Annotated in this window: 21 protein-coding genes; 6 read left to right on the forward strand and 15 right to left on the reverse strand. The window is 71.9% G+C overall.

Features of this window, described 5'->3' with window-relative positions; translation table 11 throughout:
- The first annotated feature begins 124 nt into the window (after positions 1-124).
- Complete coding sequence (locus FZN60_RS15200) at positions 125-1,816, forward strand: MHYT domain-containing protein (protein ID WP_158874346.1); 1,692 nt, start codon at positions 125-127, stop codon at positions 1,814-1,816.
- Positions 1,817-1,890: 74 nt separating this feature from the next.
- Here FZN60_RS15200 and FZN60_RS15205 read toward each other — a convergent pair whose 3' ends face one another.
- From FZN60_RS15205 to FZN60_RS15240, 8 genes are all read right to left on the reverse strand, one after another.
- The gene (locus tag FZN60_RS15205) at positions 1,891-2,772 is read right to left on the reverse strand and encodes a manganese catalase family protein (RefSeq protein ID WP_158874347.1); all 882 of its coding nucleotides are present in this window, start codon (positions 2,770-2,772) and stop codon (positions 1,891-1,893) included.
- Positions 2,773-2,800: 28 nt separating this feature from the next.
- The gene (locus FZN60_RS15210) at positions 2,801-3,304 is read right to left on the reverse strand and encodes a DUF4142 domain-containing protein (RefSeq protein WP_158874348.1); all 504 of its coding nucleotides are present in this window, start codon (positions 3,302-3,304) and stop codon (positions 2,801-2,803) included.
- Between the two features lie 123 nt (positions 3,305-3,427).
- Positions 3,428-4,525, reverse strand: a complete 1,098-nt coding sequence (locus FZN60_RS15215) for a CgeB family protein (protein ID WP_158874349.1) — start codon at positions 4,523-4,525, stop codon at positions 3,428-3,430.
- The gene (locus FZN60_RS15220; protein WP_158874350.1) at positions 4,522-5,610 is read right to left on the reverse strand and encodes a CgeB family protein; all 1,089 of its coding nucleotides are present in this window, start codon (positions 5,608-5,610) and stop codon (positions 4,522-4,524) included. The genes FZN60_RS15215 and FZN60_RS15220 overlap by 4 nt, the downstream gene beginning before the upstream one ends.
- Positions 5,607-6,716, reverse strand: coding sequence for a CgeB family protein (locus FZN60_RS15225; RefSeq protein ID WP_158874351.1), 1,110 nt, complete (start codon positions 6,714-6,716; stop codon positions 5,607-5,609). The genes FZN60_RS15220 and FZN60_RS15225 overlap by 4 nt, the downstream gene beginning before the upstream one ends.
- Positions 6,713-7,837, reverse strand: coding sequence for a glycosyltransferase (locus tag FZN60_RS15230; RefSeq protein ID WP_246726834.1), 1,125 nt, complete (start codon positions 7,835-7,837; stop codon positions 6,713-6,715). Before FZN60_RS15230 ends, FZN60_RS15225 begins: the two co-directional genes overlap by 4 nt.
- On the reverse strand, positions 7,834-8,943 hold the full coding sequence (locus tag FZN60_RS15235; protein ID WP_246726836.1) for an SDR family NAD(P)-dependent oxidoreductase: 1,110 nt from the start codon (positions 8,941-8,943) through the stop codon (positions 7,834-7,836). The genes FZN60_RS15230 and FZN60_RS15235 overlap by 4 nt, the downstream gene beginning before the upstream one ends.
- Entirely contained in the window at positions 8,940-10,052 is a 1,113-nt protein-coding gene (locus FZN60_RS15240) for an NAD-dependent epimerase/dehydratase family protein (protein ID WP_158874353.1), read from the reverse strand. Before FZN60_RS15240 ends, FZN60_RS15235 begins: the two co-directional genes overlap by 4 nt.
- A 260-nt stretch (positions 10,053-10,312) precedes the next feature.
- On the opposite strand from FZN60_RS15240, the gene FZN60_RS15245 reads away from it, so the two are divergent.
- The 4 genes from FZN60_RS15245 to FZN60_RS15260 are packed head-to-tail and all read left to right on the forward strand — an operon-like array spanning position 10,313 to position 13,755.
- The gene (locus FZN60_RS15245) at positions 10,313-10,906 is read left to right on the forward strand and encodes a histidine phosphatase family protein (protein ID WP_158874354.1); all 594 of its coding nucleotides are present in this window, start codon (positions 10,313-10,315) and stop codon (positions 10,904-10,906) included.
- Positions 10,906-11,694 (forward strand): TIGR04290 family methyltransferase, encoded by a 789-nt coding sequence (locus FZN60_RS15250; RefSeq protein WP_158874355.1) that lies wholly within the window; start codon positions 10,906-10,908, stop codon positions 11,692-11,694. Before FZN60_RS15245 ends, FZN60_RS15250 begins: the two co-directional genes overlap by 1 nt.
- 4 nt (positions 11,695-11,698) lie before the next feature.
- Positions 11,699-12,634 (forward strand): glycosyl hydrolase, encoded by a 936-nt coding sequence (locus tag FZN60_RS15255; RefSeq protein ID WP_158874356.1) that lies wholly within the window; start codon positions 11,699-11,701, stop codon positions 12,632-12,634.
- Positions 12,635-12,639: 5 nt separating this feature from the next.
- Complete coding sequence (locus FZN60_RS15260) at positions 12,640-13,755, forward strand: inositol-3-phosphate synthase (RefSeq protein ID WP_158874357.1); 1,116 nt, start codon at positions 12,640-12,642, stop codon at positions 13,753-13,755.
- A gap of 310 nt (positions 13,756-14,065) precedes the next feature.
- On the opposite strand, the gene FZN60_RS15265 is transcribed toward FZN60_RS15260, so the two are convergent.
- The 3 genes from FZN60_RS15265 to FZN60_RS15275 all read right to left on the reverse strand — a co-directional run bounded on the left by FZN60_RS15265 (position 14,066) and on the right by FZN60_RS15275 (position 15,691).
- Complete coding sequence (locus FZN60_RS15265; protein ID WP_158874358.1) at positions 14,066-14,323, reverse strand: SWIB/MDM2 domain-containing protein; 258 nt, start codon at positions 14,321-14,323, stop codon at positions 14,066-14,068.
- A 101-nt stretch (positions 14,324-14,424) separates the two neighbouring features.
- Positions 14,425-15,423, reverse strand: a complete 999-nt coding sequence (locus FZN60_RS15270) for an MDR/zinc-dependent alcohol dehydrogenase-like family protein (protein WP_158874359.1) — start codon at positions 15,421-15,423, stop codon at positions 14,425-14,427.
- Between the two features lie 91 nt (positions 15,424-15,514).
- Positions 15,515-15,691 carry a hypothetical protein gene (locus tag FZN60_RS15275; RefSeq protein WP_158874360.1) on the reverse strand — a complete coding sequence of 59 codons (177 nt, stop codon included), beginning with the start codon at positions 15,689-15,691 and terminating at the stop codon, positions 15,515-15,517.
- 118 nt (positions 15,692-15,809) lie between these two features.
- Between FZN60_RS15275 and FZN60_RS15280 the strand changes: the two genes are divergently transcribed.
- Positions 15,810-15,995, forward strand: a complete 186-nt coding sequence (locus tag FZN60_RS15280; protein WP_158874361.1) for a hypothetical protein — start codon at positions 15,810-15,812, stop codon at positions 15,993-15,995.
- A gap of 4 nt (positions 15,996-15,999) precedes the next feature.
- Here the strand turns inward: FZN60_RS15280 and FZN60_RS15285 are convergent, their stop codons facing one another.
- Genes FZN60_RS15285 through FZN60_RS15300 form a run of 4 tightly spaced genes read right to left on the reverse strand, consistent with a single transcriptional unit; the run spans position 16,000 to position 21,583 of the window.
- On the reverse strand, positions 16,000-17,235 hold the full coding sequence (locus tag FZN60_RS15285) for a TIGR03862 family flavoprotein (RefSeq protein WP_255475997.1): 1,236 nt from the start codon (positions 17,233-17,235) through the stop codon (positions 16,000-16,002).
- Positions 17,236-17,241: 6 nt separating this feature from the next.
- A complete protein-coding gene (locus FZN60_RS15290; protein WP_246726838.1) occupies positions 17,242-18,324 on the reverse strand; it encodes a lipocalin-like domain-containing protein in 1,083 nt (360 codons plus the stop codon).
- Complete coding sequence (locus tag FZN60_RS15295) at positions 18,321-20,864, reverse strand: FtsX-like permease family protein (protein ID WP_158874362.1); 2,544 nt, start codon at positions 20,862-20,864, stop codon at positions 18,321-18,323. Before FZN60_RS15295 ends, FZN60_RS15290 begins: the two co-directional genes overlap by 4 nt.
- Entirely contained in the window at positions 20,861-21,583 is a 723-nt protein-coding gene (locus FZN60_RS15300) for an ABC transporter ATP-binding protein (RefSeq protein WP_158874363.1), read from the reverse strand. The genes FZN60_RS15295 and FZN60_RS15300 overlap by 4 nt, the downstream gene beginning before the upstream one ends.
- Positions 21,584-21,625 lie beyond the last annotated feature (42 nt).

The following is a 21,625-nucleotide window of genomic DNA, read 5'->3' on the forward strand; positions in this document are numbered from 1 at the left end:
GGGAATTTCCAGGCATGTGGACATAGCGGGCTGATTTCGCTGGCTCTTTTCTGTTGCCAGCGCCTCTTACTTGTTTCATGGCAGGGCGAACGTTTCGTACGCCCGCAAGCCGGAACGAGCTTGGATGTCCCATAGCCATCACAGTCCCGTCTTCGTGGTCCTATCGCTGATCGTCGCTGTGCTCGGCTCCTGGACGGCGCTGGACCTGTTCCGGCGCGTCACCGGCAATTTCGGGCGGGCGCGGGCCGGCTGGCTGGCGGCCGCAGCCTTCGCCATGGGGCTCAGCATCTGGTCGATGCACTTCGTCGCCATGCTCGGCTTCGATCCCGGCTCGGCCGTCAGCTACGACCCGTGGCTTACGGTCGCCTCCCTTCTTCTGGCGATCGGCGCGACGGCCGTCGCCTTCTTCGTCGCGGCGTCCGAGCGTGCGGGCGCGCCCCAGGTCGCGGCGGCGGGCGTCCTGATGGGCGCTGGCATCTGCACCATGCACTATGTCGGCATGGCCGCGGTGGTGACCGCCGTCTCGCTCGGCTACGACGCGCCGCTCGTCGCTTTGTCGTTCGGCATCGCCGTGGTCGCTTCGACGGCCGCGCTGTTTGTCGCGCGGGGCGAGCGCTCGACCCAGCTGCGCGGGGTCGCGGCGCTCGTCCTGGGCCTCGCGGTGGTCGGCATGCACTACACCGCCATGGCGGCGCTGCGCCTGACACCCGCCGAGGGCGCCGACGTCCATCCGGTGGGGCCCGCCCCCCTGCCGCTCGCCTTCGGCGTCGCCGGCACCACGGTTCTGATCCTGTTTCTCGCGCTCATGGCCTCGCTCTACGATCAGCGCGGCAACATCCTGGCCGCGCTGGAAGCGGGCGGCGTCGGCTATTGGGAGCTCGACCTCAGGAGCTGGCGCTTGCACATCTCGCCCAAGGGCAAGGCGATCTTCGGCCTCCCGCCCGAGGAGGGGCTGACCTATGCCGAGGCGCTGAGCCGCATCGCCCCCGACAGCCGGGCGGCGCGCGAAACGCGGCTGATGGAGGCGATCCGCACCGGCACGGACTACGACGTGGAATATCCGCTGGCGGGGGGCGGGCGCTGGGTCAACGCGCGCGGGCGCACGGTGCGGGCCGGCGGCGGGCGGGCGGCGCGGATGGTCGGCGTCGTGATCGACGTCACCGAGCGCCGGCAGGCGGTGGAGCGGATCATCACCAGCGAGAAGCGCCAGCGCCTCCTCGTCGACGAGCTGAACCACCGGGTGAAGAACACGCTCGCGACCGTCCAGTCGATCTCGCGCCAGACCGCTCGCGGCACGCAGTCGGCCGCCGCCTTCCACCGCAGCTTCGAGGCACGGCTGCAGGCGCTGTCGGCCACGCACAACGCGCTGACCCGGCATGGCTGGGAGCAGGCGAGCCTGTCGGAAATCGTCGTCGGGGAGCTGAAAGCCTATCCCGCGACGCAGGTGACGCTGACCGGCGAGGACGTGGCGCTCAGCGCCCGCCACGCCCTGGCGCTCGGCATGGTGATCCACGAGCTGGCCGCCAATGCCGCCCGGCACGGCGCGCTCGCCGGCCCCGACGGCCATGTCCGGATCGGCTGGCGCGTCGAGCTCCGGCCTGCGGGCGAGGCGCTCGTTTTCGAATGGAGCGAGCAGGGCGTGGCGGCGCTGCAGGCGGCGCCGCTCCGGGCGGGCTTCGGCTCGCGCCTCATCCGCCGCAGCGTCGAGGACGAGCTGGAGGGCAAGGTGCAGCTCGATTTCGAGCCGAACGGCTTCTGCTGCCGCTTCTGCGTGCCGCTCGACGTCGAGCAGCATCTCGGCCGGGCCGCGGGGTAGCGGCCCGGCCGGATCGTCTCAGCCGGGCACGCGACGGCGGAACCGCTTCGCGCGATCGCCGGCGTCGGGCCGGATCAGATGTTGCGCTCGATGGCGCCCTCGATCTGGCCGAGGAGGCCGCCGGCTCCCGACTTCGAGGTCTGCTGCACCTGGCCGCCGCCGTCGGGCCGCGCCGGGGCAAGACTCGGCTTGCCGCCCATGGGCTTGGACACCTGCGAGGAGAAGGTGCCCTTGCCGTCCATGGAGGGGCCTTCGCTCCAGCGTCCCTGCGGGATCGTGCCGTCCGTCATGTGGCCGAAATAGGCGTAGGAGAACTCCTGCGCTTCCTGGCTCTGCGGGAAGGAGTTGGGGATCGGCAGGTTCATCGCCTCGCCGCCCATGTCCTCGATCGCGGCGAGCCACTGCTGCTGGTGCATGGTGTCGCGGGCGATCAGGAAGGACAGCATGTCCTTCATGCCGGGATCGTCGGTCATGTTGTAGAGCCGCACCGCGAGAACGCGGCCGGAGCTCTCCGCCGTGACGTTGGCGTACATGTCGGCGGCCAGATTGCCCGACGCGTAGACGTGGGACGCGTCGAAGGGCACGCCGTTGGCGTCGGAAGGCAGCGCCGCGAGGCCCGTCGACAGGATCTGGCGCATGTCGACGCCGTTGAGGATCGCGCCGCCGATCGGGTCGGCCGAGACCTCCTCCTGGAAGGACAGGGGCGCGTTCTCGAGGTTCAGCGCGACGGCGGTCGCGAGCATCTCGATGTGGCCGAGCTCCTCCGTCGCGGTGTTGAGCAGCATGTCGCGGTACTTCGACGGGCCGCGGGCGCCGAAGGCCTGGAACATGTACTGCATGGCGACGCGGATCTCGCCCTCGACGCCGCCGATGGCCTGCTGGAGGGCGCGGGCGAAGACCGGGTTCGGCCGCTCGACGCGGACCGGGTACTGGAGCTGTCCGTCGGTGTAGAACATGGAAGTCCCTTTCGTGGCCGGCTCGCCCTCAGGCGAGCTGGCTGCGGATCGAGTTGAGAAGGAAGAGGTGCGACTGGATGCCGGTCACGCCGACGATCGAGGCGCCGCGCGCCTGCGGGTCGCGCCCGGTGCGGGCATAGGCCTGGTGGATCTTCAGGAGTTCCTTGTGGCCCATGATCTGGCCCTCGACGTACATCACGTCGAAGGCCGGGCCCGACAGACCGCGCAGCTCCTCGATCATCGCCGCCTGGCGGCGGCTGACGCCCGCCGCGCCGGGCCGGCTGCCGAAGGCCTTCGCGACGGCCGCCTGTTCGGCGATCTCGAGTTCGGCGAAGGCTTTCACCGCCCGGCTCGACGCGCGGCGCGCCGCGAGCTGGCTCGTGGCGGTGGCGAAGTCCCCGCCCATCAGGGCCGGCAGCTTGGCGCGGTCGATCGTCGCCGTCGCGGCGAGGGCGTCCGTGGCGGCGGCGAACGGCATCGCTCCGGCCACCGCCAGTCCGGCGAGGCCGCCCATCAGATTTCGTCTGTTCATGTTGAGGCTCCGATTCCTCTTTTGGGGAGATCCGGAGCCGGAAGCCCGCTCGCGCCGACAGTGTTCCTGATGAGCGCCGCGGCTTTTATCTAAACAACTAAGTGTTCCTGTCTAAAAGAATCGTCAACCGGCGAGGGGATCGACTTCCAGGCGGCGCGACGTGATCTTCGAAGATCTGGATGACGCCTCGATCAGGTGCGCTTCCAACTCGGCGGCGCGATGGGCAGCCGTGTGGGCGGCCAGCACCTTGTCGCGCGCTGCCCGGCCCATGGCCGCGCCGTCGCGCGGCAGTGCCGCGACGACGTCCGCCGTGGTCGCCGCGAGGACGATCTCGCGATCCGGCTCGAACAGCTCGTCGAGCCCGTCCCAGACGTCGGAGATGATCGGCGTGCCGCAGGCGCCGGCCTCGAACAGGCGGACCGACGGGCTCCAGCCGGCGGCGATCATGTCGGCGCGGGTGACGTTGAGGGTGAAGCGCGAGGCGGAATAGAAGGCGGCGTGGTCGGCGGGTCCGAGATGCTCGATGCGCTCGACATTGGCCGGCCAGTTGATGCCGACCGGGTATTGCGGGCCGGCGACGGCGAAGCGCTTCTCCGGGCAAGCCCGAGCGACGTCAAGGAGCAGGCGCTCCAGCGTCGGCTGTCGGTCGGGGCTGTAGGTGCCGAGATAGGACAGGTCCCAGCGCGGCTCGACGGCGAGCGGCCTGTAGGCCTCCGGGTCGGCCGAGCAGAAGAGCGCGCGCGCGGCGGGCGAGCCGTAGCGACGCTCCAGGAGGTCGAGCGTCGGGCCGCCGGTGAAGGACAGATAGGCGTCGTATCCGGCGATGAGCTCGGGCGTCAGATATTCGAAGTCGCCGCGCGCGAGCTTGGCGAGGGTCACCGGCGTGTCGATGTCGTAGAAGGCGGTGGCGCCGCGGGCGATCCGCTGGACGTGCGCGCCGACGGCGACGCCCTCGGGCACGTAGGAGCCGACGATCACCGCGTCGGCGCGCTCGATCTCGGGATCGAAGCGGCCGAGATCGGTCAGGTCCGCATAAAGCTCCAGCCGGCACCAGTCGGGCGCGGGAAGGTCGCGGTGGGCGGCGTACCAGGGCACGTCGCGCTCCAGGAACAGGACGTCGTGGCCGAGGCCGGCGAAGGCCTTGAGGAGGGCGCGATAGGTCGTGGCGTGACCGTTGCCCCAGGCCGAGGAGAGCGACAGGCCGAGGACGACGAGCTTCATGCCGCCTGCCTCCGGCGGGCGAGCGCGTCGCGAAGGAGGCGATCGACCTCGACGCCGCGCAGCTCGTAGGTGTGGCTCGCGAGAACCCGGGCGAGCGCGGCGCGGCCGATCGCCTCGGCGCGCTCGGGCGTGAGCTCGGCCAAGTGGTCGGCGACGTCCTGCCCGTCGCGGGCGACGAGCACCTCCTCGTCGGGCTTGAGGAACTGCTCGATGCCCTCCCAGGCGTCGGTGATGAGGCAGGCGCTCGCTCCCGCCGCCTCGAAGACGCGCGTGGCCGGCGAGAAGCCGACATGGGCCATGGAGTCGCGCGCGACGTTGAGGACGGCGCGCGGCGTCACGTTGAAGGCGTTGTGCTCGGCCGTGTAGACATGGCCGCGATGGCGGACGTTCCCGGGCATCGCCTTCGTTTCCCAACCGTTGCCGCCGATCAGGAAGGCGCGGTCGGGCAGGAGCGCGGCGGGCTTCAGGAAGAACTCCTCGACGCGGGCCTCCCGGTCCGGCAGGCGGTTGCCGAGAAAGGCGAGGTCGGCCGAGAAGCGCGCGTCGGGCGGCACGGGATGGTGCGTCGAGGCGTCCAGCGCGTTGTAGATGGGAACGCAGAGCTTGGCGCCGAAGGCGTGATAGGCGTCCACCACGGGCGGGCCGCCGCCATAGGTCAGGACCATGTCGAGGGCGGGCAGCGCCGCGGTGACGGGATGGGCCGGGTCGGCGCGCATCTCGTCGAGGGTAGCCGCGGCATCGACGTCCCAGAAGATGCGCAGGGCATGCGAGGCCGAGTTCTCGACGATGCCCTCCAGCAGCTCCTTGTCGAAGACGCCGACGCCGTTCGCCTTGACGACGACGTCGGCGAAGCGCGCCTCGGAGAGAACGGAGCGCATGGCCTCGACGGTCGCGGGATAGACCACGACCTTGGCCCAGTGCGGCGGATCGATGTCGCGGTGCTTCTGCCGGTCGAAGGCGTCGGGCTCGTAGAAGGTGACGTCCCAGCCGCGCGAGGCGAGATTGCGCAGGATGCCGCGATAATAGGTCGCCGCGCCGTTCCAGTAGGAGGACAGGAGGCTGGAGCCGTAGAAGGCGATCTTCATGGCGCGATCCGTTCGGAAGCGGTTTCGAGGCGGGCGGCGACGGCCAGAAGCTCGTCGGCCCGGTGGGCGCAGGTGTGGCGGGCGCGGATCGTCTCCAGCCCCGAGCGGGCGAGGGCGGCGCGCAGCGCCGGGTCGTCGCGGAGGGTCGCGAGATGCTTGGTCATCTCGGCTCCGTCGCGGGCGACGAGGAAGTCCTCGCCGGGGCGGAACAGATGCTCGGAATCCTCCCAAGGCGCGGAGACCAGCGGCAGGCCGCAGGCCAGCGCCTCGAAGACGCGGATCGTCGGGATGCCCGGCAGGATGGTGGCGTAGTAGCGGCGGGGCACGTGGACGGTGGCGAGGTGCCGCGCGAAGATGCCAGGTGCCTCGGCATTGGGCGCCCAGCCGTGATAGGCGACGCCGTGACGGGCGAGCGTCGCCAGGGCCTCGGCGGGATAGCGCACGCCGTAGACGTCGAGGGGCAGGCGAACCTCGCTTGCCGGCGCGAACAGGAAGCGCTCCAGCTCCTCCGTTCGTTCGCCGTCGCCCCAGTTGCCGATCCAGACGAGGCCCTCGCGCGTCCCCTCATGCTCCGGCGGGCGGAAGTGCGTCGTGTCGGCCGCCTCGTGCCAGGTCCAGACGCGATCGCCCCAGCCCCAGCGGCGGTAGACTTCCGACAGCGTCTCGCCGAAGGCCAGCACCCCGTCATAGCCCGACAGATCGAAGGCGCGGATGGCATCGGGGTCGCTGACGGCGCGGTGGTGGGTGTCGTGGAACAGGAGGCGGAAGCGCCCGCCCTGCGCCCGCAGGCGCCCGATGGCGGCGACGAGGGCGGGCTCGTTCCACTCGTGGACGATCACGAGGTCGGCCTCGCCGACGAGCTCGGCCGGGTCGGTGTCCGGCGGGTAGGTCGTGGCGGCGAGGTCGGGATAGGCGCGGCGGAAGGGCTCGAGCCCCGCCTCGCCGGCATCCGACAGGAGGTTGGCGAGGCTCCAGTTGCCGGCCGGCTCGAAGGCCGAAACGTCGTGGCCGCGGCGGATCAGCTCGCGCAAGGTCCCGCGCAGGAAGTGGGCGTTGCCGTGGTTCCAGCAGGACAGGAGCGAGTGGGTGAAGTAGCGGATCCTCAAGAGGCGACCTTCAGCTGGGTGTCGGCGGCGGGCAGGAGCCCGCGGTAAAGAGCGGCCATGACCTTCGCCGTTGCCGCGGGGGCGTAGCGGGCGGCGCGGGCAGCGGCCTCCCGGCCGAGGCGGTCGCGGGCGGCCTCGTCGGCGAGGAGCGCGTTCGTCGCGGCGGCGAAGGCATCCGCGTCGCCGGGCGGGGCGAAGCGGGCGACGCCGTCCCACAGCTCGCGAAAGACCGGAATGTCGGCGAGAACCAGGGGGCAGCCATGGGCCGCGGCTTCCAGGACGGCGAGGCCGAAGGGCTCGAAGCGGGCGGTGGAGACGAAGACGGGGCGGGCGGCCAGCGCGCGCGCCATGGCCGCCGCGTCGAGCCGGCCGAGGAGCGCCACGTGCCGCGGTTCGACGCGCTCGCCGTGCGGCGCCTCGACGGGGCCGGCGGCGCGCAGCGGCGCGGACAGGCGGGCGGCGACCGCATCGAGCGTCGCCGTGTCCTTGGCGCGGTCCCAGAGGCGGCCGGCGGAGAAGGCTTGGGGCGCAGGCGTGCCGAAGCCGGCGGGGGTAGGCGCGCCGCCGCGGCCGTTATGGACGGCACGGGGAGGCTCCGGCAGAGCGTAGACGCGGGCGAGGTCGGCGGCATAGGCGGCGCTCGGCGCGACGACGGCGTTCGCCGCGAGGAGGCCGCGGCGCACGAGGCCGGCATGCCAGCGGAAGCTTTCCGGAAGCGGGCCGTCGCCGCAGGCGTCCCACCAGCTCGCGACGCAGCCGTGGGCGACCGCGACGACGGGCACGGGACAGGCCGCGGCCGCGGCGAGCGCGGGGGAGTTGAGCTGGACGAGGTCGGCGCCGGTGTCGGTGGCGAGGCCTGCCAGGGCACGCGCGGCGGCGAGGACCGGCGCCTCGTTCTCGCTCAGCCAGTCGAGAGGCAGGCCGGTGTCGAGGATCGCCGCGCGCGGCGCCGTTTCCGCGGCGAAGCGGCGGAGGTCCTCGGAGGGCGACGGGCCGAGAACCGCGAGCGTCGCGTCGATGCCGAGGGGCTCCAGCGCGCCGGCGAGCTCCACCGCGTACTGCCAGACGCCGCCGACCGCGTCGGCGCTCATCAGGAGGCGCAGGCGGTTTTTCGCCGTCACGAAGCCGCGGCCCGGGGGAAGGGCTCGGGATCCGCGCCGAGGTCGAGATCGAGGTTCAGCCGCCGCTCGGATGCGAGCCAGCGGGCGAGGCGGGCGACGCCCTCGCGCCAGGGCCGCTTGGGGCCGAGGCCGAACGCGGCTTCCGCCGCGCGCGTGTCGGCGACGAAGTAGCGCTGGTCCCCCGGCCGCCAGTCGGAATAGCCGACCTCCACCTCACGACCGAGCAGGGCGCCCATATAGGCGATGAGCTGGCGAAGGCTGACGGCGTTCTGGGGCCCGCCGCCGAGGTTGAAGGCGCGGCCCTTCACCTCGCCGATGAGCGCCCAGGCGCCGAGATAGGCGGACACGGCGTCGGAGACGTCGAGGATGTCGCGCACCTGCCGGCCGTCGCCGTAGAGGGTGATCGGACGGCCTTCGAGGGCGCTGATCAGGAAATGGGCGACCCAGCCCTGGTCCTCCGTGCCCATCTGGCGCTGACCGTAGATGCAGCTCATGCGCAGGACCGCCGCCGGCAGGCCGAAGGAGCGGGCGTAATCGAGGACGTACTGGTCGGCCGCGCCCTTGGAGCAGCCATAGGGCGTGTGGAAGTCGAGCGGGCGCGCCTCGCCGACGCCGTAGGCGCGCATGCCGGCGTCGGTCGGCACGTAGGCCTCGCCCTCGCGCACGAAGTCGATGTCGGCGAGATCGCCGTAGACCTTGTTGGTGGAGGCGAAGACGAGCGGCACGGGCTCGCCCCGGCGGCGCAGGGCCTCCAGGAGGTTCAGCGTGCCGATGCCGTTGATCTCGAAGTCCTCGCGGGGGGAAACCATGCTCGTCGTCACCGCGACCTGGGCGGCGAGGTGGAACACGGCCTTGGCGTCGCGGGCCGCGCGCGCCAGCTCCGGCTCGTCGCGGATGTCGGCGCGCACCGTCTCGATGCGGGCGCCGTGGCGCGTCGTCAGCCAGGCGAGGTTGCGCTCGACGCCGGGGCGCGAGAGCGCGTCGTAGACGCGCACGCGGTGGCCCTCGGAGAGGAGGCGGTCGGCGAGGTTGGAGCCGATGAAGCCGGCGCCGCCGGTGATCAGCACCGGCCGGTCGTCGGAGTTCGATGGCGAAGCGAGGCTCACGCGACGAGACCCCGCGCTTCGAGCTCGGCGCGCATCTGCTCCACCTTGTCCTGCGCCGTCTGGCGCGCGACCCATTCGGCAAGCACCGCGAGGCCGTCGCCGAAGTCCTGCCGCGCCTCGAAGCCGAGGCGGTCGCGGGCGAGCGAGGTGTCGCAGAAGCAGTGGCGGATGTCGCCGACGCGGGCCTTGCCGACGATCTCGGGCGCGACGTCGTTCTTGCCCATGGCTCTGGCGAGTTCGGTGGCGACCTCGGTGACCGAGCGATCGTTGCCCGAGCCGATGTTGAAGGTGCCGCCGGCCGCCTGGGGCAGGACCAGGGCGTCGGCGAAGGCACGGGCGACGTCGGAGACGTGGACGAAGTCGCGGCGCTGCTCGCCGTCCTCGAAGATCAAGGGCTGCTGGCCGTTGAGGAAGCGCGAGGCGAAGATCGCGAGCACCCCGGTATAGGGATTGGAGAGCGCCTGGCCGGGCCCATAGACGTTGAAGAGGCGCAGGCACACGCCCTCGATGCCGTAGGGAGCGGCCATGATGTGGGTGGTGCGCTCCTGGACGTATTTGTTGAGCGCGTAGATCGAGGCGAGGTTCGGGCGCTTCCATTCCGGCGTCGCCACGGGGGTGAGCGGCCGGCCGGCGGCGTCCACCGGCTCCCAGTTGGCCTGACCGTCGCGCAGGGACTTGCGCTCGGCGTCCTCGACGAGCCGGCCCTCCGCGTCGCGGTAGAGACCTTCGCCGTAGATGCTCATGGAGGAGGCCGTGACGACGCGCCGCACCGGCTGCTGGATCAGCGCCTCGAAGAGGACGGCGGTGCCGACGTCGTTAGTCGAGGTGTAGCGCTCGACCTCGTACATGGACTGGCCGACGCCGACCTCGGCCGCGAGGTGGACGACGCTGTCGACGCCCTCCAGCGCACGCGAGACGGCGGCCTTGTCGCGCACGTCGCCGCGGATCAGCTCGGCCTCTGGGTTCAGCGGCGGTGCGGGGTCGGACCCGTGGACCTGCTCGATCAAGCTGTCGAGGACGCGCACGCGGTTGCCGCGCGCCAGGAGTTCGTCGGCGACGAAGCGGCCGATAAAGCCGGCGCCGCCGGTGACGAGAACTGTTTCGCTCATAGGGACCATCGGTTGCGGCAGGTTGACATTTCGGCTTTCAGCGCTTCGTTGTGGGGCATCGCGCGCGCTTCGCCGCATCCTCGGGGTTCAACAATTCCACGCCGGCCGCCGCTCTTCTTCTTCCTTGTTCCTGGTCACGTCCTATCTGGTTCCGGACACTGCGAAGGAAAGGGGAAAATCAAACTGGTGCCGGCAAAGAAAAGTCTTGGACACGCGCGGCGTTTGTTTGCCACGACCGGTTTGATTTGGAGGCGCGGCGCGTGACCGCGACCCTGATCCTGGTGCGCCACGCCCCCCACGAGCAGATCGGGCAGCGTTTGAGCGGCCGGATGCCGGGCCTTGGCCTGGGCCCGGAGGGCACGGCCCGGGCCCGCCGCGCCGCCCGCGCGCTGGACGGCGCCTTCGATGCCGTGCAGTCGAGCCCCGTGCAGCGCGCCCGCGAGACCGCGGAGGCGATCGCGGCAGGACGCGGCCTGCCGGTCGAGATCGCGCCGGCGCTGGAAGAGATCGACTTCGGCGCCTGGACCGGCCGGACTTTCGACGAACTGGCAGGCGACCCCGACTGGCGCATCTGGAACGAGCGCCGCGGCTCGGCCCGTGCGCCGGGTGGCGAGAGCATGGCCGAGGTGCAGGCCCGCGTCGCGGCGCACCTCGCCGACACCGCGCGGGCGAACGAGGGGCGGCGCATCGTCATGGTCAGCCACTGCGACGTGATCCGCGCGGCGGTGGCCCATGTCATCGGCCTGCCGCTCGACCGGCTGCTCGCCTTCGACGTCGATCCGGCCTCCGCGACGCGGATCGTCGCCGGCGACTGGGGCGCGCGGCTCCTCTCCCTCAACGAAAGGCTCGCCTGATGGATGAGTGGACGCCCAGCGACCTGCGAGCCGAAGTCGAGGCCCTGAGCCCCTGGTTCCACAACATCGATCTCGGACACGGGATCGAGACGGCGCCGGACCATTTTCTCGGCGACTATCCCCGCCAGAAGTTCCGCCGCTTCGCCGACGCGCTGCCCGCGGACATGAGCGGCTGGAGCGTCCTCGACATCGGCTGCAATGCCGGCTTCTACGCGGTCGAGATGAAGCGCCGCGGTGCAGGTCGGGTGCTGGGCATCGACTCCGACGAGCGCTACCTCGCGCAGGGGCGGCTCGCGGCGAAAGCCCTGGGCTTTCCCGACGTCGAGTTCCGCAACCTGTCGGTCTACGACGTGGGGGCGCTCGGCGAGCGCTTCGACCTCGTGATCTTCATGGGCGTCCTTTATCATCTGCGCCACCCGCTGCTCGCGCTCGACCTCATCCGCGAGCACGTCGCCGGCGACAGGATGCTGTTCCAGACGCTCCAGCGCGGCTCCAACGAGAGCTTCGAGGCGCCGGCGGATCACCCCTTCTTCGAGCCGGGCACGCACCGGCCGCCCGCCTATTTCGACGATCCGGCCTATCCCGCCATGCGCTTCATCGAGCGCGAATATGCCGGCGACTGGACCAATTGGTGGGCGCCCAACCGCGCCTGTTCCGAAGCCATGCTGCGCGCGAGCGGCTTCCGGATCGAAGCCCATCCGGAGGACGAGGTCTATCTCTGCCGCGTCGCCCCCGTTCCCTATGCCGACTACGGGCCGTCGGCCGTCTACCCGGCCCAAGGAGTTTGAAGCGTTGATCGAAGCCGCGATGATCTGGAACGAGCCGAACAACAAGTCCCATTGGGACCCGGAGCTCGACCCCGACTGGGCGATCTTCGCCGACACGGTGATCCGGGCGGCGGGATCGATCCGGGCGATGAACCCCGCGATCACCCGCGTTCTCGGCGGCATGTCGCCGATCGACCCGGCCTGGGTGCAGCGCATGGAGAAGCACGGCGCGCTCGACGCCGTCGACGTCATCGCCGTGCACGGCTTCCCGCTCGACTGGAACCTCTGGTCGATCCACGACTGGCCGCAGAAGGTGGCCGAGATCGAGGCGGTGACGCACAAGCCCGTCTGGGTGACCGAATGCGGCGTCGGCTCGTTCGGCGCGGAGGAGGTACAGGTCTTCGGCATCGACAAGACGGCCGAGCTGTTGCTCCCGCGCGTGCCGCGCGTCTTCTGGTACTCGCTCTTCGACCTGCCGATGAGCTGGGGCGCGACGACGCGCCACCGCGAGGCGGAGGGGTCGAGCTACTACCGCCACTTCTACATGGGCCTCATCCGCGAGGACGGGACGCCGAAGCCCTCGCTCGAGCGCTATGCGCGCGTGGCGAACGAGATGGGCCTGATGCAGTGGTTCCACTTCGAGGATCCGCGCCTCGACGAGGCGGTCGCCTGGATGAAGCGGCTCGGCACCAAGCGGCTGCGCACGGGCCTGTCCTGGGCCGACAGCTTCCGCCCCGGCGCCATCGACTGGTTCGACCGGCAGATGGAGGCGCTCGCCGACTTCGACGTCACCGTCACCTTCTGCTTCACGCCCGAGCATCTGGGCGTTGCCCCCCACCACACCAGCCCGGCGCGCGACCCGCAGGGGTTCGCCGACTTCTGCGCCTGGATGATCGACCGCTACGCACCCGCGCGCGGCCTCGCGGCTCCCGCCGCCGCGCCCGCCCTCGAACAGGCCTGATCCCCATGGACGCCCTCTCCCGCCCCGGCATCCGCGTCGCCCTCGTCGGCGTCGGCAACTGCGCCAGCTCCTTCGTCCAGGGGCTGCAGCACTATCGCGACGGCGCCAACGACCTCGCCGGCCTCATGCACCTGGAGATCGGCGGGTACCGCCCGTCGGACGTGCGGGTGGTGGCGGCCTGGGACGTCGACAAGCGGAAGGTCGGGCGGGACGTTGCGGAGGCCGTCTTCGCCAAGCCGAACTGCACCGCCGTCTTCGCGCCCGACCTCGACCCGACGGGCGCGACGGTGCGCATGGGGCCCGTCCTCGACGGCGTCGCCGAGCACATGGGCGACTATCCCGACGAGAGCCGCACCTTCCTCGTCGCCGACGAGGCCGAGCCGAGCCGGGCGGAGGTCGTGGAGGCGCTGCGCGCGGCGAACGTCGACGTGATGATGAACTACCTGCCGGTCGGCAGCCAGAAGGCGAGCGAGTTCTACGCCGAATGCGCGCTGGAGGCGGGCGTCGCCTTCGTCAACAACATTCCCGTCTTCATCGCCAGCGACCCGGTCTGGGCGGAGCGCTTCCGCGCCGCCGGCGTGCCGATCGTCGGCGACGACATCAAGGCGCAGCTCGGCGCGACGATCGTCCACCGCGTCCTGACGGACCTCTTCAAGAAGCGCGGCGTGAAGCTGGAGCGCACCTACCAGCTCAACACCGGCGGCAACACCGACTTCCTCAACATGTCGAACCGGACGCGCCTCGCCTCAAAGAAGGTGTCGAAGACCGAGGCCGTCCAGGCGGTGGCCGAGCGGCGGCTGGAGGACGAGAACATCCATGTCGGCCCGAGCGACTACGTCGCCTGGCAGAACGACAACAAGGTCGCCTTCATCCGCATGGAGGGGCAGCTCTTCGGCGGCGTGCCGATGAACCTGGAGATGCGCCTGTCGGTGGAAGACAGCCCCAACTCCGCCGGCGTCGCCATCGACATGGTCCGCTGCGCCGCCCTGGCGCGCGACCGGGGCCTGTCCGGCCCGATCCTCGCCCCGTCCGCCTTCTTCTGCAAGCACCCGCCCGAACAGATGACGGACGATGCGGCGCATCGCGAGGTGGAGGCGTTCATCGCGGGGGAAGCGGGCTGAAGCGGCCGTTCCGCCGATGCTTATGCGCATCGCCCCCGGCAGATGGCCTCCAGCGAACGCTTTCCTCTTCGCTTCGTCATCCCGGGCTTGACCCGGGCTCCCTTCCAAATCGCTGACCATGACCGCGGTGGTCGACGGGCGGGCGCAGGATGTCGGCCGGTTCTGCCATAAGGCGCGCGGGAGCATGGATCCCGGGTCAAGCCCGGGCCGACGACGTGGCGTGAGGAAGAAAGGGTTTCCCTGCGGCGTGGTCGAGGCGGGCCTTGCCGCCTCGACTCGGGTTCTTGTCCCGTTACACGCGGGCGGCGCCCTATTTCAGATGCGCCGAGAGGTGCTTGTTCATCTCGAACATCGACACCTCCTTCTTGCCGAAGACCTTCTCCAGCTTCTCGTCGGCGACGATCTGGCGCTTGTCCTTCGGGTCCTGAAGGTTGTGCTTCTTGATGTAGTCCCAGACCTTGGACACGACCTCGGTGCGCTTCAGCGGCTCCTTGCCGGCGATGGCGGCGAGTTCGGGCGAGGGGGTTACGGTCTTGTGGGCACCGTCGGTCTTCGTGCTGCCGGCCATGGGCGGTCTCCTGTGAGCAAAGAAGCCTTGGAGAAGGGGGCGCCGGCGCGCTTGGTTGCCAAGGAAATGCTTGTGCGGCAACCGGCGGGGCGCCCGTCCGCTCACATGGTGACCAAAGCCTTCATGAAGCCGTCCGGCCGATCGCGCGTGGCGTCGAGCGCCTCGCCGAGCCGTTCGAGCGGATAGGTGTGGGTGAGGAGCGGCGAAAGGTCGAGGCGCCCTGCCGCCACGGCGTCCACGGCCTCCCGGATACCCCTGATGTAGACGGCCGGGTCGCGCTCGTGGGCGACGGTGACGTCGAATCCGCGCCAGTTCCACATCTGCATGTTGACCTGACGCGGGCCGTCCTGGTGATAGCCCGCGATCACGAGGCGACCGCGCTCGGCGGTGAGTTCGGCGGCGAGGTCCAGCGGCCACTGCTTGCCGATCGCCTCGATCGTCACCGGGCAGAGCGCGTCGTCGGTCAGGCGCTTGACCTCCTCGATGATCCGCCAGTGATCGTCCATCGCGATCGTCTCGGCCGCACCCATCTGCTTGGCGACGTCGAGCGAGAAGGCCCGCCGCGAGATCGCGATGACGCGGGCTCCCGCGTTCGAGGCGAGGCGCGTCAGCAGCGCGCCGAGGAAGCCGATGCCGATGATCGCGACCGTGTCGCCGGGCTTGATCTCGGATCGGCGGAGGATGTTCATCGCGCAGCCCAGCGGCTCGCCGGGAAAAGGCGTGCCGGCGAGCGCGTCGGGGAGCTTCACGGCGTTGGTGGCGGGGCCGACGTCGTGGGTGGCGTAGCTCTTGTAGAAGAGGGTGGCGACGCGGTCGCCGACCGCCAGGCCCTCGACGCCTTGCCCGAGCGCATCCACCGTGCCCCAGCCCTCGTGACCGAGGCCGCCGGGCTCGGTCGGGAACTGCATCCAGTCCGGCCCCGACCAGGGCGCGAGGTTGGAGGCACAGACGCCGCAGCCTTCCATGCGCACGCGCACCTCGCCCGGGCCGGGCTGCGGCAGGGGCGCGTTTTCGACGCGCATCGCGCCGGCCCCCGTCACCACGGCCGCGCGCATCGTGTTGCCCGCCTCGGGCCCCGTCGGGGCGGCTTTCATGTCCATCGATCGAGGATCCTCTTGCATGAAGGATCGTGGATAGGGGCGCCTCGCAGCAAGACAATGGCGCGGCGCCCCGATCCGATCGGAGGAATGCTTAGCCGGTGCTGGCGTCCGCCTCGTCCTTGTCGGCATCGGGCAGGCTTCCGGTGCCGGGCGTCTTGTCGGGATCGGTCAGATCCGGCCGCGCGTGCGGCCCGGCTGGCGGGGATTTGGCGGCGGTACCGGGCTTGTCGGCGTCGGCGGCCGGTTGCTTGCGGGTGTCGTCGGTCATGGCATCCTTGTCCCCTTGGCGTCGTCCTTGAGGCGTCAACGGGATGCGGGGGACCAGGGTTGCAGCCGAAGCGGCGGCTCGGGCGTTGGAGCGACACCAACCGCGAAGGAGACGACCCATGATCGACGGCGAGAACGAGACCGGCGCGGCCCCTCTGAAGCCTGGCGACGAGGCGGCCCCCGGCACGCCCGGCAGCGGCGAGGACATCTGCCCGGCCTGCTCGGGCACGGGACGCAAGGGCGATGCGGAGTGTTCGAACTGCCAGGGCACCGGCATCGTCCAGGAGGGTATCGGCGGCGGCTGAGGGTCTACCGCTCCGCCAGCCATCGATCGATGCCGAAACCGGCGGCGCGGCCCGTCGCCATGCAGGCGGTGAGGAGATAGCCGCCGGTCGGGGCTTCCCAGTCGAGCATCTCGCCGGCCAGGAACAGGCCGGGCCGGTCGATCGCCATGAAGCGCGCGTCGAGCGCGTCGAAGGCGAGGCCGCCGGCGGTGGAGATCGCCTCGGCGATCGGGCGCGGGCGACGAACGGGAAGCTCCAGCGCCTTGATGCGGGCGGCGAGGCGGGCAGCATCGCGGCGCTCGTCTTCTCCCGCGAGCTCGCGCAGGAGCGCGGCCTTGACGCCGGTGAGGCCGGCGCCCTTGCGCAGGCGGTTGGCGAAGCTCGCGGAGGCCGGTTGGCGGGCGAGGGCCTTGGCGAGCGCCGCCTCGGTCCGGCCGGGGGCGAGGTCGAGGATGAGCGCCGCCGCCCCTCCCGCGTCCAGGCGGTCGCGCAGCTCGGCGGCGACGGCGTAGACGAGGCTCCCCTCGACGCCGTGGCGGGTGACGACGAACTCGCCGGGGAGGGGCGGCCCGTCGCCGAGGCGGACCGTCACGGCCTTCACCGGCTCGCCGGCGAAGCGCTCGCGCATCACGTCCGACCAGGCGACGTCGAAGCCGCAATTGGCCGGCCGGAGCGGACGGACGGGAAGGCCGTCCGCTTCGAGGACGGGCGCCCAGGCGCCGTCCGAGCCGAGGCGCGGCCAGCTCGCGCCGCCCAGCGCCAGGAGGGTTGCGGCGGGCTCGACGCGGATCTCGCCCTCCAGCGTCTCGAAGCGCAGCGCCGCCCCGTCGAAGCCGGTCCAATGGTGGCGGGTGAGAAGGCGCACGCCGCGATGCTCCAGGCGCCGGCGCCAGGCGCGCAGGAGCGGCGAGGCCTTCATCTCGCGCGGGAAGACGCGGCCGGAGGAGCCGACGAACGTTTCGACGCCGAGGTCGGCCGCCCAGGCGCGAAGATCGTCCGGCGTGAAGGCGTCGAGCGCCGGGCGCAAGGCGGGCGAGGCCGCGCCGAAGCGGGCGGCGAAGCGCTCAAAGGGCTCGGCATGGGTGAGGTTGAGGCCGGACTTGCCGGCGAGCAGGAACTTGCGCCCCGGCGTCGGCATGCGCTCGTAGACCGTGACCGTTCGGCCCGCCGCCGACAGCACCTCCGCCGCCATCAGGCCGGCCGGCCCGCCGCCGACGATGGCGACGGCGACAGCGACGGTTGCTTCATGTCCCTGGCTCAACTGGTGTCACATCTCCAGCGGGTCGACGTAGCCCGTCAGCTCCAGATAGCCGCGTCCGCCCTCCGTGCGAACCGCCCCTTCCCAATAAACCGGCAGGCCGCCCGAGCGGCCGTCGAGTTCCTGCGCGTCGAAGAGGGGCACGATCGGAAAGCGCCGCTCGCCTTCGGGCAGGCGGACGGTGAGGAGCTGCTCGACCGGATATTCGGCGTTCGTGTCCGGCGAGCGCCAGGTGCGCACGGGCTCGAGCGAAACGTCCTCGTGCGCGAAGCGGACGATCTCGCCGTCGGGGCGGCGCAGCGAGCCGCCGGCCCACAGCGTGCCGCCGTTCTTGCCCCGGATGCGGAAGGCCATGAGGGCGCCGCCGTCGTCGAGGTTGAGGCCGGTCCAGTCCCAGCCGGCGGCATCGGGCGCGAGGTAGGAGGAGGACCATTCGCGGTCGAGCCAGGCCTCGCCGGTGACGGGCTGCGCCTCGCCGCCGCGGGTCAGCGTGCCGGAGACCTGGAGGTGGGGCAGGGAGTAGTAGTGGCTCGCCTCCTCGGGCTTGGGTCCCTTCCGGCTGTAGCCGTTCTCGCCCTGGAGGAACTCGCCCTGCGTCGGCGCGAAGGCGAAGTCGAAGGCGAAGTCGGGCGTTTCGACGCGGGTCTCGAAGGTGCCGTCCGGGCGGCGCTTGAAGGTCCAGTCCTGGAGGACGACGTCGGCGTCCATGGTCGAGGCCTCGGCGAGGCCGAAGCCGGCGCGGGCGGCGCGCTCGCCGTGGAGGAGGCGGCCCGTCTCCGGGTCCGACAGGCCGGCATGGGCGAAGAGGATCTGGCCGGGGGCGAAGCGGCTGGGGTTCGCCTCGTCGGTTTCGGGCCGCGAGCGGAAGAAGGTGACCTGGAAGCCGAGATCGCGCCCGTCCGGCGCCTTCAGCCAGCCCGTGACGTACCACCATTCGGTGCGGAAGTCGGAATGGGCGCCGTGGTCGGCCGGAAAGGCGAAGACGCGGCCGGGCTCGACGGCTGGGTAGGCCACCCGCTCCTGCGCGCCGGCCGGAAGAGCCAGGGCGATCAGGAGGAGAAGCGAGATCAGGAAGCGCATCGGGGTCCTCACCAGTCCTCGCGCACGGCGGCGACGGCTTGCGGCGCGGTCGCGCGGCGGGCGGCGACCATGGCGGTGAGCGCGGCCGCCATCACCAGCGCCGCGACGACGGCGAGGATGGTGCCGATCGGCCAGCGCGTGTCCATGGTCCAGTTGAAGCTCTGCGGGTTGATGACGTGGATCAGCACCTGGGCGAGCACGGCCCCGAGCGCGACGCCCGCGACGCCGCCGACGCCGCCGAGGATCGCGCCTTCGAGGCCGAGCATGGCGGTGATGGTGCGCTTTTCCAGGCCGAGATGGCGCAGCATGCCGAACTCGCGCACCCGCGCCACCGTCTGCGCCGACATGGTCGCGGCGACGCCGGCAAGGCCGACGAGGATCGCGACGGCCTCCAGCACGTAGGTGACGGAGAAGGAGCGGTCGAAGAGGTCGAGCGCGAAGGCCCGCAGCTCCGCCGGCCGCGCGACCGTGGAGCCCGGCGGCGCCGCGGCGAGGAGGGCGGCGGAGACCGCGCCCGCATCCGCGCCCGGCGCCAGCGTCACCGCCGCCTCGTCGCGCGTCGCGTCGCCGGTGATGCGGGCATAATCCGCCTCGTCGAGCATGACGGCGCCGGACTGGCGGGCATAGTCGCGCCAGACGCCGGCGACCGCGAAGCGGGCGTTCTCGCCGAGGGGCAGCGCGATCTCCGTGCCGGGCGACCAGTCGTAGAGCCGCGCGGCGGGCTCGGAGATCCAGACCGGCGTCGTGCCGGCCGGCACCTCCGCCGGACCCTCGACGAGGACCAGAAGGCCGCCCTCGCGGGCCGGATCGATCGGCCGGGCGAGCAGCGTCACGGGCGGGCGGTCGGGTGCGAGCGAGAGAGGGAGCTGGCGGCTGAACTCGACGCGGGCGATGCCCGGCACCGCGGCGAGCGAGGCTTGGGCCTCCGGGTCGATGCCGCCGGCGCCTTCGGCCCGGACGTAGACGTCGGCGACGAGGACCTGCGCGAGCCAGTCGTCGACGGCGACGCGGAAGCTCGTGACCATGGTGGCCATGGCGATCATCAGCGCGGTGCTCGCGACGATGCCGCACAGCGCCGTCGCCGCCTCGCCCGGCGCGCCGTGGACGTGGCGCACGGCGAGAAGCGCGGCGGGCCGGCGGATGCGGGCGCTCGCCAACGGTCCGAGGAGGCGCCGCGCGAGCCAGGGCACGCCTGCGACGCCCCCGGCGAGCAGCAGCGCCATGCCGGCATAGCCGAAGACCGGCACGCCGTTCAGGGCGGGCAGGAAGCTGGCGAGCGTGCCGAGGGCGAGAAGCGCGGCGGCGGGCTTCCACGGCACGGGCTTGCGCGGATCGGCCATGTCGCCGCTGGTCTTCAGGGCCGCGGCGGGCGCGGCACGCGAGGCGGCGCGGGCGGGCAGCACGCTGCCGAGAAGGGCGGAGAGGAGGCCGAGGCCGAAGAAGCCGAGGGCGGCGAGCGGCGAGACGACGACCTTTGTCGCCGCGCCGGAGAAGTAGCCGGCGCCCAGATCCCCGCCGAACCAGCGCAGCGCGAGGGTGGCGAGGCTCCAGCCGGCGAGGAGGCCGACGACGCCCCCGACAACGCCGATGAGGAGCCCTTCCAGCGCCACCGCCGCGACGATGCCGCGCCGCGGCAGGCCGAGGGTGCGCACCAGCGCGAAGGCGCGCAGGCGCCGCGCGACGGAGAGCGACTGGGCGGAGAAGACGAGGAAGCCGCCAGTGAGAAGCGCGACGAGCGCCAGCATGGTGAGGTTGATGCGGTAGGCGCGCGACAGGTTGGCGCCGCGCGTCGCCTCGCTGTCCTCGCTGGACAGCGTCGCGCCGGGCGGCAGGAGCGGGGTGAGGGCGTTTTCGGCCGCGCGGCGGTCGGCGAGGGCGAGGTCGATGCGGTCGAGCCGGCCGAGCCGATCGAAGCGCCACTGCGCGGCGGCGATATCCATGGTGCCGATCGCCTGACCCTCACCGACGCCGTCGAGGATGCCGGCGATGCGCAAGGGAACGGTGCGGCCGTTGGCCGAGACCTCCAGCGTGTCGCCGACGGCCCGGCCGGTTGCGGCGAGGGCGGCGCGCGACAGGAACAGCGTTTCGGCGGAGAAGATCGAGTCGCGGCTGCGGTCGGGGCCGCTGGAGTTGAGCCCGACGAGGCTCGGGCTGACGCGGGCGGCGCGGATGACGTCGAGGCCGAGAAGCGTGAACTCGGCGCCGTCCGCCCGCGCGTCGAGAACCACCACCGGGCTCGCGTCGGAGACGCCGGCGGCGCGGGCGACGTCCGGGTAGAGCGCTTCGTCGAAGCCGAGGCTGCTCGCGGCGCGCACCTGGAGGTCGGCCGCGCCGTTGACGCTCCTCACCGCCCCTTCGAAGGAGGCGAGGGCCGAGCCGTTGACGAGGTGGACCGCGAAGCCCAGCGCGACGCCGACCGCGATGGCGACCGCGGTCAGGAGGAAGCGCGCGGGATGGGCGCGCCACTCGCCGGCGATGAGCCAGCGCAACGCGAGGCGCGCCGAGACGAGGCCGGCCCGCGAGGGCGGAGGGACGGCGGGGAGGGCGCTCACGCGTCGGCCGGGCGAAGGCCGCCCGCGGTCAGCACGAGGACGCGGTCGGCGATGGCGGCGGTGGCGCGCGAATGGGTGACGATCACGGCGGCGGCGTCGCCGGAGCGCACCTCGCGGGCGAAGAGGTCGAGGACGCGGCCCGCGGTCTCCGGATCGAGGTTGCCGGTCGGCTCGTCGGCGAGGATCAGCGCCGGCTCGTGGACGAGGGCGCGGGCGATGGCGACGCGCTGCAGCTCGCCGCCCGACAGGTCGCGGGCGTAGGAGGCGCCGCGGTCTCCCAGGCCGACGGCTTCCAGCATGGCCAGCGCGCGCGCCTCGATGCGGGGCTGGTCGGCGGACACGAGGGCGAGCGGCAGGGCGACGTTCTGGGCGAGGGTGAGATAGGGCAGGATGTGGAAGGCCTGAAAGACGAAGCCGATGCGCTCGCGCCGCAGGCGCGTGCGGCCGGCCTCGTCGAGCGGCCCGATCGCCGCGCCCTCGATGCGCACCTCGCCGCGGTCGGCCTCGTCGAGGCCGGCCAGGATGTTGAGGAGCGTCGACTTGCCGACGCCGGACTCTCCGACGATCGCGACGACCTCGCCCGGCGCGACCGCGAGATCGAGCCCGGAGAAGAGCTGCCGCCCGGCCGGCACGGACTTTGCGAGGCCGGACACGGCGAGGATGCCGGCGGTGCGGGCGGGAACGATCGGCGGCGGGGCGAGGGCGGTGTCGGAGTGCATGGGCGGGAGGTAAGGGAGCCGCGAGGCGCTGCAATGCGGCAA

The sequence above is a fragment of the Antarcticirhabdus aurantiaca genome (genome assembly GCF_009765365.1).
Taxonomy (GTDB): domain Bacteria; phylum Pseudomonadota; class Alphaproteobacteria; order Rhizobiales; family Rhizobiaceae; genus Antarcticirhabdus; species Antarcticirhabdus aurantiaca.